Origin of the sequence: Phytopseudomonas seleniipraecipitans (assembly GCF_900102335.1) — a bacterium.
Classification (GTDB): Bacteria; Pseudomonadota; Gammaproteobacteria; order Pseudomonadales; family Pseudomonadaceae; genus Aquipseudomonas; species Aquipseudomonas seleniipraecipitans.
Genome location: NZ_FNBM01000009.1, coordinates 120,987 through 136,575, shown reverse-complemented (window position 1 = coordinate 136,575; position 15,589 = coordinate 120,987). Strand labels below are relative to the sequence as shown.

The 15,589-nt window shown below is 55.1% G+C and carries 13 protein-coding genes and 2 tRNA genes; 12 read left to right on the top strand and 3 right to left on the bottom strand.

The genetic code is table 11. The features are described from left to right. Nucleotides 1-277: 277 nt before the first annotated feature. The 10 genes from BLS60_RS17810 to BLS60_RS17765 all read left to right on the top strand — a co-directional run bounded on the left by BLS60_RS17810 (nucleotide 278) and on the right by BLS60_RS17765 (nucleotide 8,038). A tRNA-Val gene (locus tag BLS60_RS17810) sits at nucleotides 278-354 on the top strand. 225 nt (nucleotides 355-579) lie between these two features. Beyond that, the gene (gene thrS, locus BLS60_RS17805) at nucleotides 580-2,502 is read left to right on the top strand and encodes a threonine--tRNA ligase (protein WP_092370711.1); all 1,923 of its coding nucleotides are present in this window, start codon (nucleotides 580-582) and stop codon (nucleotides 2,500-2,502) included. After that, entirely contained in the window at nucleotides 2,502-3,053 is a 552-nt protein-coding gene (infC, locus tag BLS60_RS17800; RefSeq protein WP_172138267.1) for a translation initiation factor IF-3, read from the top strand. Before thrS ends, infC begins: the two co-directional genes overlap by 1 nt. Before the next feature lie 60 nt (nucleotides 3,054-3,113). Beyond that, nucleotides 3,114-3,308 carry a 50S ribosomal protein L35 gene (rpmI, locus tag BLS60_RS17795; RefSeq protein WP_042552869.1) on the top strand — a complete coding sequence of 65 codons (195 nt, stop codon included), beginning with the start codon at nucleotides 3,114-3,116 and terminating at the stop codon, nucleotides 3,306-3,308. A gap of 27 nt (nucleotides 3,309-3,335) precedes the next feature. Beyond that, nucleotides 3,336-3,692 (top strand): 50S ribosomal protein L20, encoded by a 357-nt coding sequence (gene rplT / locus BLS60_RS17790; RefSeq protein ID WP_003461224.1) that lies wholly within the window; start codon nucleotides 3,336-3,338, stop codon nucleotides 3,690-3,692. Nucleotides 3,693-3,787: 95 nt separating this feature from the next. Further along, complete coding sequence (gene pheS, locus BLS60_RS17785) at nucleotides 3,788-4,804, top strand: phenylalanine--tRNA ligase subunit alpha (protein ID WP_070883499.1); 1,017 nt, start codon at nucleotides 3,788-3,790, stop codon at nucleotides 4,802-4,804. A gap of 46 nt (nucleotides 4,805-4,850) precedes the next feature. Then, nucleotides 4,851-7,229 (top strand): phenylalanine--tRNA ligase subunit beta, encoded by a 2,379-nt coding sequence (pheT, locus tag BLS60_RS17780; protein WP_092370708.1) that lies wholly within the window; start codon nucleotides 4,851-4,853, stop codon nucleotides 7,227-7,229. A 3-nt stretch (nucleotides 7,230-7,232) separates the two neighbouring features. Then, nucleotides 7,233-7,535 carry an integration host factor subunit alpha gene (gene ihfA, locus BLS60_RS17775; protein ID WP_013791841.1) on the top strand — a complete coding sequence of 101 codons (303 nt, stop codon included), beginning with the start codon at nucleotides 7,233-7,235 and terminating at the stop codon, nucleotides 7,533-7,535. Continuing rightward, a complete protein-coding gene (locus tag BLS60_RS17770) occupies nucleotides 7,516-7,872 on the top strand; it encodes a MerR family transcriptional regulator (RefSeq protein WP_013791840.1) in 357 nt (118 codons plus the stop codon). The genes ihfA and BLS60_RS17770 overlap by 20 nt, the downstream gene beginning before the upstream one ends. 89 nt (nucleotides 7,873-7,961) lie before the next feature. Then, nucleotides 7,962-8,038, top strand: a tRNA-Pro gene (locus tag BLS60_RS17765). A 135-nt stretch (nucleotides 8,039-8,173) separates the two neighbouring features. On the opposite strand, the gene BLS60_RS17760 is transcribed toward BLS60_RS17765, so the two are convergent. Then, complete coding sequence (locus BLS60_RS17760) at nucleotides 8,174-8,668, bottom strand: hypothetical protein (RefSeq protein ID WP_244153435.1); 495 nt, start codon at nucleotides 8,666-8,668, stop codon at nucleotides 8,174-8,176. 458 nt (nucleotides 8,669-9,126) lie between these two features. Between BLS60_RS17760 and BLS60_RS17755 the strand changes: the two genes are divergently transcribed. Together BLS60_RS17755 and BLS60_RS17750 are read left to right on the top strand one after the other, a co-directional pair. Continuing rightward, nucleotides 9,127-11,550, top strand: coding sequence for a DNA cytosine methyltransferase (locus tag BLS60_RS17755; RefSeq protein WP_092370705.1), 2,424 nt, complete (start codon nucleotides 9,127-9,129; stop codon nucleotides 11,548-11,550). After that, nucleotides 11,513-12,112, top strand: coding sequence for a very short patch repair endonuclease (locus BLS60_RS17750; protein WP_208597320.1), 600 nt, complete (start codon nucleotides 11,513-11,515; stop codon nucleotides 12,110-12,112). Before BLS60_RS17755 ends, BLS60_RS17750 begins: the two co-directional genes overlap by 38 nt. Nucleotides 12,113-12,116: 4 nt before the next feature. Here BLS60_RS17750 and BLS60_RS17745 read toward each other — a convergent pair whose 3' ends face one another. Together BLS60_RS17745 and BLS60_RS17740 are read right to left on the bottom strand one after the other, a co-directional pair. Beyond that, nucleotides 12,117-13,379, bottom strand: a complete 1,263-nt coding sequence (locus tag BLS60_RS17745; RefSeq protein WP_167357682.1) for an McrC family protein — start codon at nucleotides 13,377-13,379, stop codon at nucleotides 12,117-12,119. Nucleotides 13,380-13,396: 17 nt separating this feature from the next. Further along, nucleotides 13,397-14,896: an McrB family protein gene (locus tag BLS60_RS17740; RefSeq protein ID WP_208597319.1), complete on the bottom strand. Its 1,500-nt coding sequence runs from the start codon at nucleotides 14,894-14,896 to the stop codon at nucleotides 13,397-13,399. Between the last annotated feature and the right edge of the window lie 693 nt (nucleotides 14,897-15,589).

Genomic DNA, 15,589 nt, shown 5'->3' with positions numbered 1-15,589 from the left:
ACGCGCAGCGTAGGGAAAGATCACTCACGCCGCTTCCGTCATCCCAGCTCCACTTGCAATCGCCGCTATGGTGGAAAAGAAGGGCGTTTTCCACCCTACGAGGCGACGCGCATCATCGTGGCCTGGGTTGAGCGAAGCGATACCCATGAATAAGAGTTACGACGGCGAGGGCATGGCGGCTACCGACCGCAAACCTAAAAAACTCAATTTTTTTAGTCAGTTAGCGAAAAAGGGTATTGACTCTTTAGCGCGGCTCCGTAGAATGCGCACCCACAGCAGGCACATAGCTCAGTTGGTTAGAGCACCACCTTGACATGGTGGGGGTCGTTGGTTCGAATCCAATTGTGCCTACCAAATTTTTAAATGGTCGCCTCGGCGGCCATTTTTTTTGCCCGTCTTGTCAGGCGGTCATGATTCTGAAAGCATCCACCGTTTCGCATCTTCCAGTGATTGCGGTTCGTTCTCGGTCGGGCCTCACGGCTCCTGCCTCTGTATGGCAGATACGCCACCGGATCGCTTACTGGCTCATCCCAACCCATGTGGCCTTTGGTAGAGGTCACCACTAGGAGAGGAGGCGCCATGCCCACCATTACTCTTCCCGACGGCAGTCAGCGTTCATTCGATCACCCGGTATCCGTACTCGAGGTGGCGCAATCCATTGGTGCTGGTCTGGCGAAAGCCACCGTTGCCGGTAAGGTCAACGGTCGTCTCGTCGACGCCTGTGACCTCATCGAAGCCGATGCGACCCTGCAGATCATCACGCCCAAGGACGAGGAGGGCGTGGAAATCATTCGCCACTCCTGCGCTCACCTGATCGGTCATGCGGTCAAGCAGCTGTATCCGACTGCGCGCATGGTCATCGGCCCGGTGATCGACGATGGCTTCTACTACGACATCGCCTACGAGCGGCCCTTCACGCCCGATGACGTCGCCGCCATCGAAGCGCGCATGAAAGCGCTGATCGATAAGGACTACGACGTCATCAAGAAAGTGACGCCGCGCGCCGAAGTCATCGATGTGTTCACGTTCCGCAGCGAGGATTACAAGCTGCGTCTGGTTGAGGATATGCCGAACGAGCAGGCTATGGGCCTGTATTACCACGAAGAATACGTGGACATGTGCCGCGGCCCGCACGTGCCCAACACGCGCTTTCTCAAGGCATTCAAGCTGACCAAGCTGTCCGGTGCCTACTGGCGTGGCGATGCCAAGAACGAGCAGCTGCAGCGCATCTACGGCACGGCCTGGGCTGACAAGAAGCAGCTGGCAGCTTACATCCAGCGCATCGAGGAAGCCGAGAAGCGCGACCACCGCAAGATCGGCAAGCGCCTCGACCTGTTCCATACCCAGGAAGAAGCGCCGGGCATGGTGTTCTGGCACCCCAATGGCTGGACCATCTACCAGGTACTCGAGCAATACATGCGCGGCGTGCAGCGCGAAAATGGCTACCAGGAGGTCCGTACCCCGCAGGTCGTCGACCGTGTGCTGTGGGAGAAGTCCGGACACTGGGGCAACTACGCCGACAACATGTTCACCACCGAGTCGGAAAGCCGCGACTACGCCATCAAGCCGATGAACTGCCCGTGCCACGTGCAGATATTCAACCAGGGCCTGAAGAGCTACCGCGAACTGCCGCTGCGTCTGGCCGAGTTCGGCTCCTGCCACCGCAACGAGGCGTCCGGTGCGCTGCACGGCATCATGCGCGTGCGCGGCTTCACCCAGGACGACGCGCATATCTTCTGCACCGAAGAGCAGGTGAAGAAGGAAGCGGCCGACTTCATCAAGCTGACTCTGCAGGTCTATTCGGACTTCGGTTTCAGCGACATCAAGATGAAGCTGTCCACCCGTCCGCCCAAGCGTGTAGGCGATGACGCCTTCTGGGATCGTGCCGAAAAAGCCTTGGCCGATGCGCTCAACGATGCCGGCCTGCCGTGGGAATACCTGCCGGGCGAGGGTGCGTTCTATGGTCCGAAGATTGAATTCACGCTGCTCGACTGCCTCGGCCGTTCCTGGCAGTGCGGTACCCTGCAGTACGACCCGAACATGCCGCAGCGCCTGGAAGCCAGTTACGTTTCCGAAGACAACAGCCGCAAAGTCCCGGTCATGCTGCACCGCGCAATCCTCGGATCGTTCGAGCGCTTCATCGGTATTCTGATCGAACACTACGAGGGTGCGTTCCCCGCTTGGCTGGCTCCGACGCAGGCGGTGGTGATGAATATCACCGACAAGCAGGCCGATTTTGCCCTTGAAGTGGAAAAATCACTCACTCAAAGCGGTTTTCGTGCCAAGTCCGACTTGAGGAACGAGAAGATAGGCTTTAAAATCCGCGAGCATACTTTGCTCAAGGTCCCCTATCTTTTGGTCATCGGGGATCGTGAAGTAGAGACGCAAACTGTCGCTGTGCGTACCCGTGAAGGTGCTGACCTGGGCTCCATGCCCGTCGCCCAATTCAATGAGTTGCTCGCACAAGCGGTTTCCCGGCGCGGTCGCCAAGATTTGGAGTAATTATTATTAAGCGTGATATGAGACAAGATAAACGAGCTGCCCCGAAGGCGCCGATCAACGAGAATATCTCGGCGCGCGAGGTTCGGTTAATTGGCGCAGAGGGCGAGCAGCTTGGCATCCTCTCGATTGAAGACGCGCTTAAAGTTGCCGAAGACGCGAAGCTGGACCTAGTAGAGATTTCTGCGGACGCACTGCCGCCCGTTTGCCGAATCATGGATTACGGCAAACACCTCTTCGAGAAGAAGAAGCAGGCTGCGATCGCCAAGAAGAACCAGCACCAGCAGCAGATTAAAGAAATCAAGTTTCGTCCAGGGACGGAAGATGGGGATTACCAGGTAAAACTGCGCAACCTGGTACGTTTCCTGATGGAAGGGGACAAGGCCAAGATCTCTCTGAGATTCCGTGGTCGTGAGATGGCCCACCAGGAGCTGGGTATGGAACTGTTGAAGCGGGTTGAGGCTGACCTGATTGAATACGGTACCGTCGAACAGCATCCTAAGATGGAAGGACGCCAACTGATGATGGTCATCGCTCCCAAACGCAAGAAGTAACCTCCAGGGCACGGCAGGCCTTATGGTTATCTATATCAACTGAATGCGGAGTATCCGAACATGCCAAAGATGAAAACCAAAAGCGGTGCGGCTAAGCGTTTCCTGAAAACCGCCACCGGCTTCAAGCACAAACACGCTTTCAAGAGCCACATCCTGACCAAGATGTCGACCAAACGTAAGCGTCACCTGCGCGGTAGCACCATGGTGCATCCGTCTGACGTTGCAAAGGTCGCGCGCATGCTGCGCGTTCGTTAATCTCGGTCAAGATAGAGGAAATAGCTCATGGCTCGTGTTAAACGTGGCGTTATCGCTCGTGCTCGTCACAAAAAAATTCTGAAACTCGCTAAAGGCTACTACGGTGCACGTTCGCGCGTATTCCGTGTTGCCAAGCAGGCTGTCATCAAGGCTGGTCAATATGCCTACCGTGACCGTCGTCAGAAAAAACGTCAGTTCCGCGCTCTGTGGATCGCTCGTATCAACGCTGGTGCTCGCGTCAACGGTCTGTCCTACAGCCGCCTGATCGCTGGCCTGAAAAAAGCGTCGATCGAAATCGACCGTAAGGTTCTGGCTGATCTGGCAGTGAACGAAAAAGCGGCGTTTGCTGCGATTGTCGAGAAAGCGAAAGCCGTACTGGCTTAAGTCCCCGACAATCACCGGGCTCGCCCGGTGCTAAACGTCACCAATAGGGGAAGAGCCTTAAAGCTCTTCCCCTATTTCGTATCTGGAGTCTGTAAATGGAAAATCTGGATGTGCTGGTCTCGCAAGCGCTTGAGGCCGTCAGCCACACCGACGATGTGAACGCCCTGGAGCAACTGCGGGTTCACTATCTGGGCAAGAAAGGCGAGCTGACCCAGGTCATGAAGACTCTGGGCAATCTGTCTGCTGAAGAACGTCCCAAGGCGGGCGCTCTGATCAATTCGGCCAAGGAGCGTGTTCAGGACGCCCTTAACAGCCGTAAAGAAATTCTCGAATCGGCTGCGCTGAGCGCCAAGCTCGCCGCCGAGCGGATCGATGTCACCCTGCCGGGCCGTGGTCAGGCATCGGGTGGTTTGCATCCGGTTACCCGTACCCTGGAGCGCGTCGAGCAGTTCTTCACGCGCATTGGTTACGGCATCGCTGAAGGCCCGGAGGTGGAGAACGATTACCACAACTTCGAGGCGCTCAACATTCCGGGCCACCACCCGGCGCGTGCCATGCACGACACCTTCTATTTCAACGCCAACATGCTGCTGCGCACCCATACCTCGCCGGTGCAGGTGCGCACCATGGAGTCCCAGCAGCCGCCGATTCGTATCGTCTGCCCGGGCCGTGTGTACCGTTGCGATTCCGATATCACCCACTCGCCGATGTTTCACCAGGTCGAAGGCCTGTTGGTCGACGAAGGGGTGAGCTTCGCCGACCTCAAAGGCACCATCGAGGAATTCCTCCGGGTGTTCTTCGAGAAGCCTCTGGGCGTGCGTTTCCGTCCTTCGTTCTTCCCCTTCACCGAGCCATCGGCCGAAGTCGACATGCAGTGCGTGATGTGCAGCGGCAAAGGCTGCCGCGTGTGCAAGCAGACTGGCTGGCTGGAAGTGATGGGCTGCGGCATGGTGCACCCGAACGTGCTGCGCATGTCCGGCATCGACCCGGAAAAATACTCCGGCTTCGCCTTTGGTATGGGCGTCGAGCGTTTGGCCATGCTGCGTTATGGCGTCAACGACTTACGGCTGTTCTTTGATAACGATCTGCGGTTCCTGGCGCAATTTCGCTAGTACCTCTCGCAGCTTGTAATCGAATCGGATCAGGAGAACAGACAGCATGAAATTCAGTGAACAGTGGCTGCGTGGCTGGGTAAGCCCGCAGGTTTCCCGAGATGAACTAGTCGCGCGCCTTTCCATGGCCGGCCTTGAGGTTGACAGCGTCAGCCCGGTGGCCGGTGCCTTCAATGGCGTGATCGTTGGCGAGGTGTTGAGCACCGAGCAACACCCAGACGCCGACAAACTGCGCGTGTGCCAAGTCAGCAACGGCAGCGAAACCTTCCAGGTTGTGTGCGGCGCGCCTAATGTGCGCCCCGGCCTGAAGATTCCGTTCGCCATGATCGGCGCCGAATTGCCCGGCGACTTCAAGATCAAGAAAGCCAAGCTGCGTGGTGTCGAGTCCAACGGCATGCTCTGCTCGGCGTCCGAGCTGCAGATCAGCGAAGACAACGACGGCCTGATGGAGCTGCCGGCCGATGCGCCGGTTGGCCAGGACATTCGCGAATACTTCGAACTCAACGACGTCAGCATCGAAGTCGACCTCACGCCAAACCGCGGTGACTGCCTGTCGTTGGCCGGCCTTGCTCGCGAAGTCGGTGCTCTGTACGAGGCGCCGGTCACTCGCCCGCAAGTCGCCGCCGTTGCGCCGTCCCACGACGAAGTGCGCCCGGTCGAGGTGCTCGCCACCCAGGCCTGCCCACGTTACCTGGGCCGTGTGGTGCGTAACGTCGACCTGTCCAAGCCGACTCCGCGCTGGATGGTCGAGCGCCTGCGCCGCGCTGACGTGCGCAGCATCGACGCCGCCGTCGACATCACCAACTACGTGATGCTCGAGCTCGGCCAGCCGATGCACGCCTTCGACCTTGACGTGATCCAGGGCGGCATTCGTGTACGCATGGCCGAAGAGGGCGAGAAACTGGTACTGCTCGACGGCCAGGAAGTCACCCTGCGTGCCGACACGCTGGTGATCGCTGACCATCAGCGTGCTCTGGCCATCGCTGGCGTGATGGGCGGTGAGCACAGCGGCGTCAGCGACAGCACCCGCGACCTGTTCCTCGAAAGCGCCTTCTTCGACACCATCGCCGTCGCTGGCAAGGCCCGTTCCTACGGCCTGCACACCGACTCCTCGCACCGCTTCGAGCGCGGCGTGGACTGGCAGCTGGCCCGCGAAGCCATGGAGCGCGCCACGTCGCTGCTGCTGGAGATCGTCGGCGGTGAAGCAGGCCCGATCATCGAGGCGGTAGCCGAAGCGCAACTGCCGAACATTGCCCCGATCAGCCTGCGTGCCGAGCGCGTCGAACAGATGCTCGGCCTCAAGCTCGACGACGAGCTGATCGTCAAACTGCTCAGCGCATTAGGTCTGGGTATCGAAGCCCAGGGCGCAGGTCAGTGGCAGGTCAGTGTGCCGAGCCACCGCTTCGACATCAGCCTGGAAGTCGACCTGATCGAAGAGCTGGCCCGCCTCTACGGCTACAACCGCCTGCCGGTTCGTTACCCGCAAGCGCGTTTGGCGCCACAGACCAAGGCCGAAGCCGTGGCTGATCTGCCGGTGCTGCGCCGCCTGCTGGTGGCCCGTGGTTACCAGGAAGCGATCACCTACAGCTTCATCGATCCCAAGCTGTTTGAGCTGTTCAGCCCAGGCGTACAGCCGCTGACCCTGGCCAACCCGATCTCTGCCGACATGGCCGCGATGCGTGCCTCGCTGTGGCCGGGCCTGATCAAGGCCGTGGAGCACAACCTCAACCGTCAGCAGCCGCGCGTGCGCCTGTTCGAAAGCGGCCTGCGTTTCGTGGGGCAGCTGGACGAACTCAAGCAAGAGCCGATGCTGGCCGGTGTGATCACCGGCAGCCGTCTGCCGGAAAGCTGGGCCCATGGCCGTGACGGCGTCGACTTCTTCGATGCCAAGGCAGACGTCGAAGCGCTGCTGGCTGCGGCCGGCGATATCGGTAGTTTCAGCTTCGTACCGGGCGAGCATAGCGCTCTGCATCCAGGCCAAACCGCGCGCATCGAGCGGGAAGGGCGCCTGGTCGGCTATGTAGGTGCCATCCACCCTGAGCTGGCCAAGACCCTCGGTCTCGACCAGCCGTTGTTCCTGTTCGAGCTGGTGCTGAGTGAAATCACGCAGGGTCGCATGCCGGCGTTCAAGGAACTGTCGCGCTTCCCGGAAGTGCGCCGTGACCTGGCGTTGCTGGTCGATCGCGACGTACCGGCCCAGCATCTGCTGGCCGATATTCGCGAGCAGGCTGGCGAGTGGCTGACCGACCTCAGGTTGTTTGATGTTTATCACGGTAAAGGCATTGATCCGCTTAGAAAAAGCCTCGCCGTTGGCTTGACCTGGCAGCATCCATCGCGCACTCTAAATGACGATGAGGTGAGCACCGCAACCCAGAACATCCTCACCTCCCTGGAACAAAGGTTCAACGCCACGTTAAGGAACTAGCGTATGGGGGCTCTGACGAAAGCTGAGATGGCCGAACGTCTGTACGATGAGCTGGGCCTGAACAAACGAGAAGCCAAGGAACTGGTGGAGCTCTTCTTCGAAGAAATCCGCCAGGCACTGGAACTCAATGAGCAGGTGAAGCTCTCAGGCTTCGGTAACTTCGATCTGCGCGATAAGCGTCAGCGCCCCGGTCGTAATCCAAAAACAGGGGAGGAAATCCCGATCACGGCTCGCCGTGTCGTGACATTCCGCCCCGGCCAGAAGCTCAAAGCCAGAGTCGAAGCATATGCTGGAACCAAGTCATAACGACGAACTACCTGTCATACCCGGCAAACGGTATTTCACGATCGGCGAGGTCAGTGAACTCTGTGCGGTCAAGCCGCACGTGCTTCGTTACTGGGAGCAGGAGTTCCCGCAGCTCAACCCGGTCAAGCGTCGCGGCAACCGTCGGTATTATCAGCGCCAGGATGTGCTGATGATCCGCCAGATCCGCGCTTTGCTGTACGACCAGGGCTTCACAATCGGTGGCGCGCGCTTGCGCCTCACCGGCGAAGAAGCCAAGGACGACACCACCCAGTACAAGCAACTCATCAAGCAGATGATCGCTGAGCTGGAAGATGTACTCCACGTCCTGCGCAAATGAATGTGGAAGAAAAACCTTCCGTAATTCAGATGCTTAGTTTATAGTTTCTCCCGCTTTCGGTTAACGCCAAAGGCACCAGCAACACCCGTCGGGGCGTAGCGCAGCCCGGTAGCGCACTTGCATGGGGTGCAAGGGGTCGAGTGTTCGAATCACTCCGTCCCGACCAAATAATCCCAACATCTAAGCTCGATCAGAAATGATCGGGCTTTTTTGTATGTGCCAGTTTGAGGGGCATTTTCTTGGTGGCGGTTCGGCAGTATTCTTCTGTCTTGTAATGTGGCTGAGCTCTATATGGGATGTGTCAGCAGCGTTTCAGAGCTGCGTGAAAATCACGCTCGCCATCCTCCCCCCACCATGGAGAGGATATCGTCCCGCCTAGGCTATGAAGTTTCCGCAACAATTCTAAGAAGGACTCGATCTCCGCTTTTCCCCACTCGGGGCCCATTCGGTAGTCCAAGGCCAGGCCGTCGGTAGATACGAAAACGCCGAGGTCAGGGATGACCTGATCGGTGCCGCGTATGCCGCCAAGAACGACATGAAATGGGTCGACCAGCCCCTCAGCCATCAACAGAGCATCGGCCGGGCCCGAAAATGACTTCTCGCTCCGCGTTGCTCGCATCCAGAGCTGTCCGCCATCAACGGTGACGTCTCTCGCTCCTCTTTCATATAACAGCGCAAAAGCTTCAACTGCCGAGGCCGCTTCTCGATAGGCCACTTCTATTTCTGGAAGAGACCCGTCATCCGTTGAAAAGTACTGTGTCAGATTCAAATCGATCTCCTGCTGCGAGTTGCTCATGCCTTGTGCACAAGTTGTAGCAGTCTGCATGACGCCAGCTTTGGTTAGGCGCGTCTTTTCGTGGAGGCTCCGCGGCAGATGCGCATCCTGCGCACTGAGCTGGAGAACACTTAACCCTCTAGGTGTGGATCGCTTAGCTCCTTCCGTCGAGTTCACCTACCGGGTCGATTGACCGATTCAGTCTTTTCTTGATAGCTGTTCATATGTACAGTATTATTGGTGGGGCCTAGATGTCTCTATTCATCCTTGCTCGCAGAGAGTGCCTGCGTGAAAGGCTGCTTGATGACGTAGCCGACTTGGGATCCGGGTGGGGGATGACCGAGGTTTCCGGTATGATTCCTGATCATTTTCGATATCCTGGCTTGTTACACGTCTGCCTCACGTCGCCTGGGTGTCGTGCTTTAGTGCGCCCTGTGAGCGCAGCGTTCAGCCAGCAAACATTTTTACAGTTGAGCCCAATGATCGAACCCATCCTTGACCAAGTCCGTCAGCAAATCCAATCCCGAGGCCTGAGCCTCAAGGATGCAGCCGCATTGATCGGCGTAGGTGCATCGGTTCTCAGTCGGCATCTCTCAGGGGAATACGTTCGTAGTGACTCGCTTGCCAAGTACCGCCTCTGGCTGGACGGATCTCCAGTAGTCAAAAGCTCTCGGTCTTCGCAGGAAACCGAAAGAATTCAGAGCTATGACGATGTAGAAATAAAGTCTCCGTTTGTTGGCCTGGCCCCGGCTGACTACGTCCCAAAGAGGCCTCTTAACGTTGTAGATCTCTTCTGCGGCTGCGGCGGCATGTCGCTTGGGTTTGAGCGCTTTCAGGGCGGCAATGTCTTCCGGATTGCTATGGCTTTGGACATTGAGGAGCCGATGGTCAGGGTCTTCAACGATAACCATCCCTCTCCATCCGGTGGTCTTCCGATTGCGAGGCAGAGCGATATATCAGACTTCATGAATGAAGCAGAGATTCAAGGTCACTACTTGGATCATCTGGCTCGTTCTACTGATGATCTGACTTTGGCTAGTGAGTTGGCTGAGTTAGGTGGTGGTGGCATTCCTGCATTGCGTAGAAGACTGAGGGAGCTCGATGAGCAGTTCCTGGCTGACCTGGGCGCACGACGTGGTTCGCCAGACTATGTCTCAGCCGTTCGTACTCTCGGGTCTGCAGTACTTGGGCAGACCTCTGTGCAAGGATTTCACAATGCTACCAAGCTGCCGGCCAGTGGCACGGCAGCACCGAAAGTTGGACCGCTGATCTGGTGCAACGACGGTGCTGTCCCTGACGTGGGGAGGAGCTATTCAGGGCGTACTGAAGAGAAGCTGCTCCGGGCATGCCGCTCCCGGATGAAGAAGTTGTGGGAAGAAGAGCTAGGAAAACTTTCTACTCGCTCTAGTGGGTCAGGACGTGGGCAGCTGGCCTCTGCTGCTGAACGAATCAATAGATTCCGCGACTTCCTTGATACAACAGCAATGCGAGCGATCAAGTCTCTTTGGGTGGAGTGGCGTGCAACTCGGGAGGCAATCAGGCGTTCCTTCTTTGAAGATCCGATTGTCCAAGCACGTTTACAGTCGGTTTATGAGAATGGTCGGCAAGTTGCTGTCATTCTCGGCGGACCACCATGCCAGGGGTTCAGCCGGATTGGTCGAGGCAAAATCCGTAGCCTTCAAGAGCAAAGCGTGCACGTTCATCAGGACGAAGAGTCTGTCGATAGTCGCAATCAACTAATGCATCAGTATGTTTTGTTTGTGGCGGCTCTTGCGCCTCAGGTATTCCTATTCGAAAACGTGCGGCATTTCCAAGCTGTGGTGAAGTCGGACGGAGTTGAGTTCGATGCTGCAGACATCCTTGCCGAGGCTATCGAGTCTGTATCTACCCGCGGCCTTGGATACGCTGTTTCCCGGCGTATTGTTGTTGCGTCGCAGCATGCGGTACCCCAAGCTCGTGAGCGTTTTGTCATGGCCGGTGTCAGAAGAAATCTAGGGCAGGGGCTCTCCGGCATTGATGCGGCGGCCTGGTGCATTTCGCTTCCGCGGCGGGAACCAGTTCCTCTTCAGGTTGCGCTTGAAGGTCTGCCAGAACCCAAGTTCAGCAATCAAGAGCAGCAACAACAAGTTTTAGCTAAGCCGGAGAAGTTGCCTTTAACTAAGGGAAAGGCTAGTGGGCTGGCTTGCGATGTGTTCAGAAACTGGGCCTTCCAAGGCGCCGCTGTTGATGCTCATTTAGCTAGACCCCCGCGTCCTGATGATGGTGCGTTCTTCTCCCTGATGGGGCCTGGTAAACGCTGGATGGACTATCGCTGCGATGAGGCTCCGACGCTTCAGCGTCTTGCCAGCACGTTGTCGTCAATTATGCAGATGTTGGAGGAGGCTCCGGAGCTTGAGTCTAAGCTGGGGGTATCTTCAAGTGAGATTCAGAGTCTGTCTGAGCTGCTCGATGGTTCATTGAGCCTTCGTCTACTGTTAGAGAGTATTCCTCCTCAGCCCGGGGAGCTACAGCATCACCTGCTCACGGCTACTTATCTCCGTAAAAAGGAAGGAGCTCACGGGGATTGGTTGTCTCGTATGGATCCGGTGCAGCCTTCGAAGACAATCGTCAGTCATATGGCGAAGGATACCTACGCATTCGTTCATCCTTTCCTGCCCCGGACGCTTTCTGTCCGGGAGGCTGCAAGGGTTCAATCGTTCCCAGATGACTATCGTTTTGGAAGTGTTGGGCTCGTGGACGGTTTCAAGGTCGTTGGCAATGCGGTACCTCCACTTCTGAGCCTGCAGTTCGCAGAGCGCGTAGCGCAGGTGTTGGCGATTGCGGATGCGGATCGTCCTAGTGATCGTTTGGGAGTTGAGGAGCACTGTGAAGAGCGACAGTCAGAGCGGCTTGAAATCTGCTGATGTGGCATCAGAATCAGGGACCTCCATACAGCGAAGCGCCAATATGGCTCGGATCAGGGGCGTTGATACCTCTCCTGAGGTGAGGCTCAGAAAGGCGCTATGGCATGCTGGGCTGCGTTTTCGATTAAATACACGAGTCGAGGGATTTCGCCCCGATCTCGTATTCAAGGGCAGAAGGATTGCCATATTCGTTGACGGCTGCTTCTGGCACGGTTGTCCCCTTCATTATGTGATGCCTCGGACCAAGGCCGAGTTCTGGGCTGGCAAGCTTGCGGCCAATACTTCCCGGGATCGTATTCAGACTCGGCAGCTGTTTGATAAGGGCTGGATTGTGCTTCGCTATTGGGAGCATGAGCTGAGCTATGATTTAAGCGCGGTCGTGAAGGAAATATCCATCCTTTATAGGAATCCCTCGATTTATCAAGCCAAAGCACGAAAAGTAGTCACTAGAGTGTGCCAGGCAAGTCCTGACGGCACTGTAGAAAACTGGCATATTGAGGATCTTCTGGAAAAAGAGGCCGGGATAGTGGAAGTTCGTTCAAGACGCGCCAAGCAGAGCTAGTAACTTAATTTAGGATGTTTTTCAGCGTGCAGGACAGGCTGGTGTAAGCCTCTTTTCGGGTGATTTCATTACGGCTTAGAAGGCATTCTAGATCTACGCCTACCAGATATATTTTTGCTGGGCTTTCGGGAATCTCATACATTACGCTCCACCCCGCTTGCATCCATGGTAGCCTGGGAACAAAGACAATTCCCTTTTCTACTTTAAAGCGCCCGAGATAGGCGTTAATTTGGTATAGGTCGTCTCGGTCTACACCGTATGCTCGTTTGGTTCTATCTAATCTTTTCCATTTTGCATCAGCTATAGCAATATAGTTTTCATTTTTGTGCAAAACGTAATCTGGTCGTAGTTGGACAATCCCTTTCTTGCTTTGGGCGTCGTTCAGAAGATATAGGGGGAGGTTGTTATTAAGAACCTTTAAGCCGGAGTCTTTTATAGATTCGGAAATTATCTTTCGCATCGATCGTTCAAAGAGATGCTCGAGCTTGAATAGTAAGGAAAAAGCACTGCTCTCGCCCGAAAATGTTGGGTCCGGCGAGTGGCCTGTTGATAGCATTTGCCCTATAGATATGGTTCGCTCCCATTGAGTCTCATGTCGGGAGATCTTTATTAAGTGTAGTTCGCGACTACTGAACTCTCGATTTTTTATATTTGAAAGAAGCTCAAGGATTGCGCCAAGTCGTTGCCTGTTTATGCTGCTGGTGGTTCGATGGTGTAGTGCGCCGGTAATAAATTTTACTGCTTGAGATAGTTTATTTCCTGCGCTCAATGGACTATGCAGTATCGGTATGAGTGTGTTTCCAGGGGGGCGTGTGGAAAGGCGGGGAAAGTCGATTTTACCGCGTATTGATTGAGAGTCCTCCCGCGTTTCTTCGTAACGGCGTGGAATTCCCCCCCTGAGAGCTGCCTCAATTTCACCTGCCAGTTCAGATATAATTATTTCAAGAGGCTCGAGTGCGGTCTTTTTAGTTTGTGCTGCAGCAAATTTGGGATTTTTGATATAGCCAGAGGAGGCGAGTAGGTTAAATAAGAAATCTTCATCTCTGTTCTCCTCCAAGGTGTCAAGCTTTGGGAGTATGTTCAGCTGTATACCTTGTGCCTGAATGTATCCAACGACTTCCGCAGCATATAATTTTTTTTGCTTCCAACGAAAAGCGTTGATTCCTAGTTTTTCCGCAGCTCGCTGTAGATTTTCATATATGGCGAGCCGGTCATGCCCTTCTGGAATATCGATCGGCGAACCTTCTTTTGTCGTTATTTTCAGCAATTTATCCGTCTCGCTGCTCAGTTTCCATTGGCTAGTGCGTTCACAAAGCGTTGAAAAATGTCTGCATCCCACGATTCGCTACTTGGATCCCACCAATGTGAATAGGAGAGTGATCTGTTTTCGGATAGTTCATATTCCTCCTCGAGGCGCTCAATGAATTTTTGGTCAGGCTGTGAACTTTCAAAGAGCGAGATGGTGAGAGTGTCGCTTTGTGCAATCCCGGCAACCGCTTTGACCTTGCTCCAGTCATTATGGAGGTACTCTGCCAGTGTCGGAAGTATGTTTGTTCTGAGCACATGAGCAAATACTTTCGCCTGGCCATCTGAGTCATTAGGCCATGACATCAGAGATCGTATCTCTTCCAGTCTGTGTTCCATCAGAAAAGCATGGCCAAATTCATATCCACTTCCAAGCAGTGCTGTTACGCGGGTGTTGATTCTTTTCAGAAACTCGCGTGCAGGCATCCCGCCGTAGGAGGTAAGGACCTTGCCTGGGTTTGCTGGTACCAAAACGAAGTCAAAGCGGCGTCGCATGGCAAAATCAAGGGCTGTCAGCGACCGGTCAACAGTATTCATGGTGCCTATAATTGAAAGGCTCGGAGGAACTGTGAAAGATGACTTTGAGTAAGGCAGCCATGCCTGCTTTTCCTCAGGCATACCCTCTCGCTTGTTAATTTCTAGTAGCGTAAGAAGCTCTCCGAACACCCGCGATGATTCAGCTCGATTTATTTCATCTATGACCAGGGTGACAGATGTCGGAGAGTGAGACCCTTGTTCCTCAAGTCTAAGGAGCTCTCTTATTACCGAGCCAATATGGGCAGAGTTCGAAAGGTCCGAAGAGGAGAAGATTTCGCTGTCTGCAGCTACAATCCTCCGCACCAAAGAGCCAACTCGAGCTGACTCTGTTTCATTCAGTTCAGCCCGTGGCGGAGGAAGTCTAGGGTCATCAGAGGCTATTCCATACTCAGAAAGCTTTACAACCGAGCTCCCAGGAATGGAGAATATTTTAGCGGGCAGTTTTTTTGCGAGAATTTTACTTACGACGTAGCGCGGAACAAATTTGTCAATATACTCTGCGATTTCATCTGATCGATTTGGCTTGACCCTTACGACCCAACCCTCTGCATCCTTTCTGACAACTTCTCCTGCATCTCTGTTGCTGCCATCTTTCAATATGGTTCCAAGAGGAATATCTCCAGCAAGCTTGGCGCGCTGGCAAAGCATCTTGAAAGGGCCGTCTACGACTTTGTATGAAAGTTGATCTTGATCATTGAGAACCGGACGAAAGCCTTCTACGAAGTCTTCATATGAGTAGCTAGGATGGAATGTCACCCATAGGATTCTGCCGTCGGCCACCAAGTTATCGTGGACCAACTTCAAGGCTTCCTCAGGAGCCTCTTCAGTCAATGCCTGTGCAAAGAGATCGGGGGCCGTCGCCTTGACTGCCTCCCTCATTGCTTGCCAGGTTTTCCCCGTGCCAGGTGGGCCGTACAGGATCTTCATCGTTGGTTTGGCCAAAGTGTGCCTCCCTTCCACATGCTTGGTTTAGTTTATGGCAAGGAGGATACCTAATTATAACATTTAGCACTATGGGGCTTGCGGGCGACTTTGTGAGTGCTGGCGATCTTTGGTGTCGTCACGTTGCTATTGAGGTGTGCGGCAATATCTTCTGCTGATCAAGAACTATGGAGAGAGATTTTCTCGAGCTGAGCGAGGATGCCGTACCTCAATGGTTCGCTGAAATACTGGTGGGTTGACGGGGCGGCTTGACCATGAGTTTTTGGATCGCATGGAGAAAGAGCCAGATCTCTAGCCGCTTTGCAGCTGCTCGTCTGCATCGCTGAAGAAGCGCATCTTCGTGTCGAGCGATTCGGAGGCACCGATGGCAGACCGAGCTGCGGTACAGTCCGCGATGTAGGCGCCTAGATGGTTTTCACAGGTTGATCGTCGGTAGAACTACATCGTTTGCTAGGCAAGTCGTTGCTTACTACGTGTGGCATTCGCGTGCTTTGGAACACTTGTAAAGAGGAGGGGAGGCGTGAGGCGGATGCTATTCGTAATCGGCGGTTTCTTCGTCGCTTTAGCTGCAGTGGTTGGCCTGTATTTTAAATTCGGGCTCCGTGTATTCGGGGACAGACCATGATTTCACGAAGTTCATTTTGGCGGTTTTGGCATCTCCGAAAACTGAAGCACAGCCGCGTGCCTCAGCCA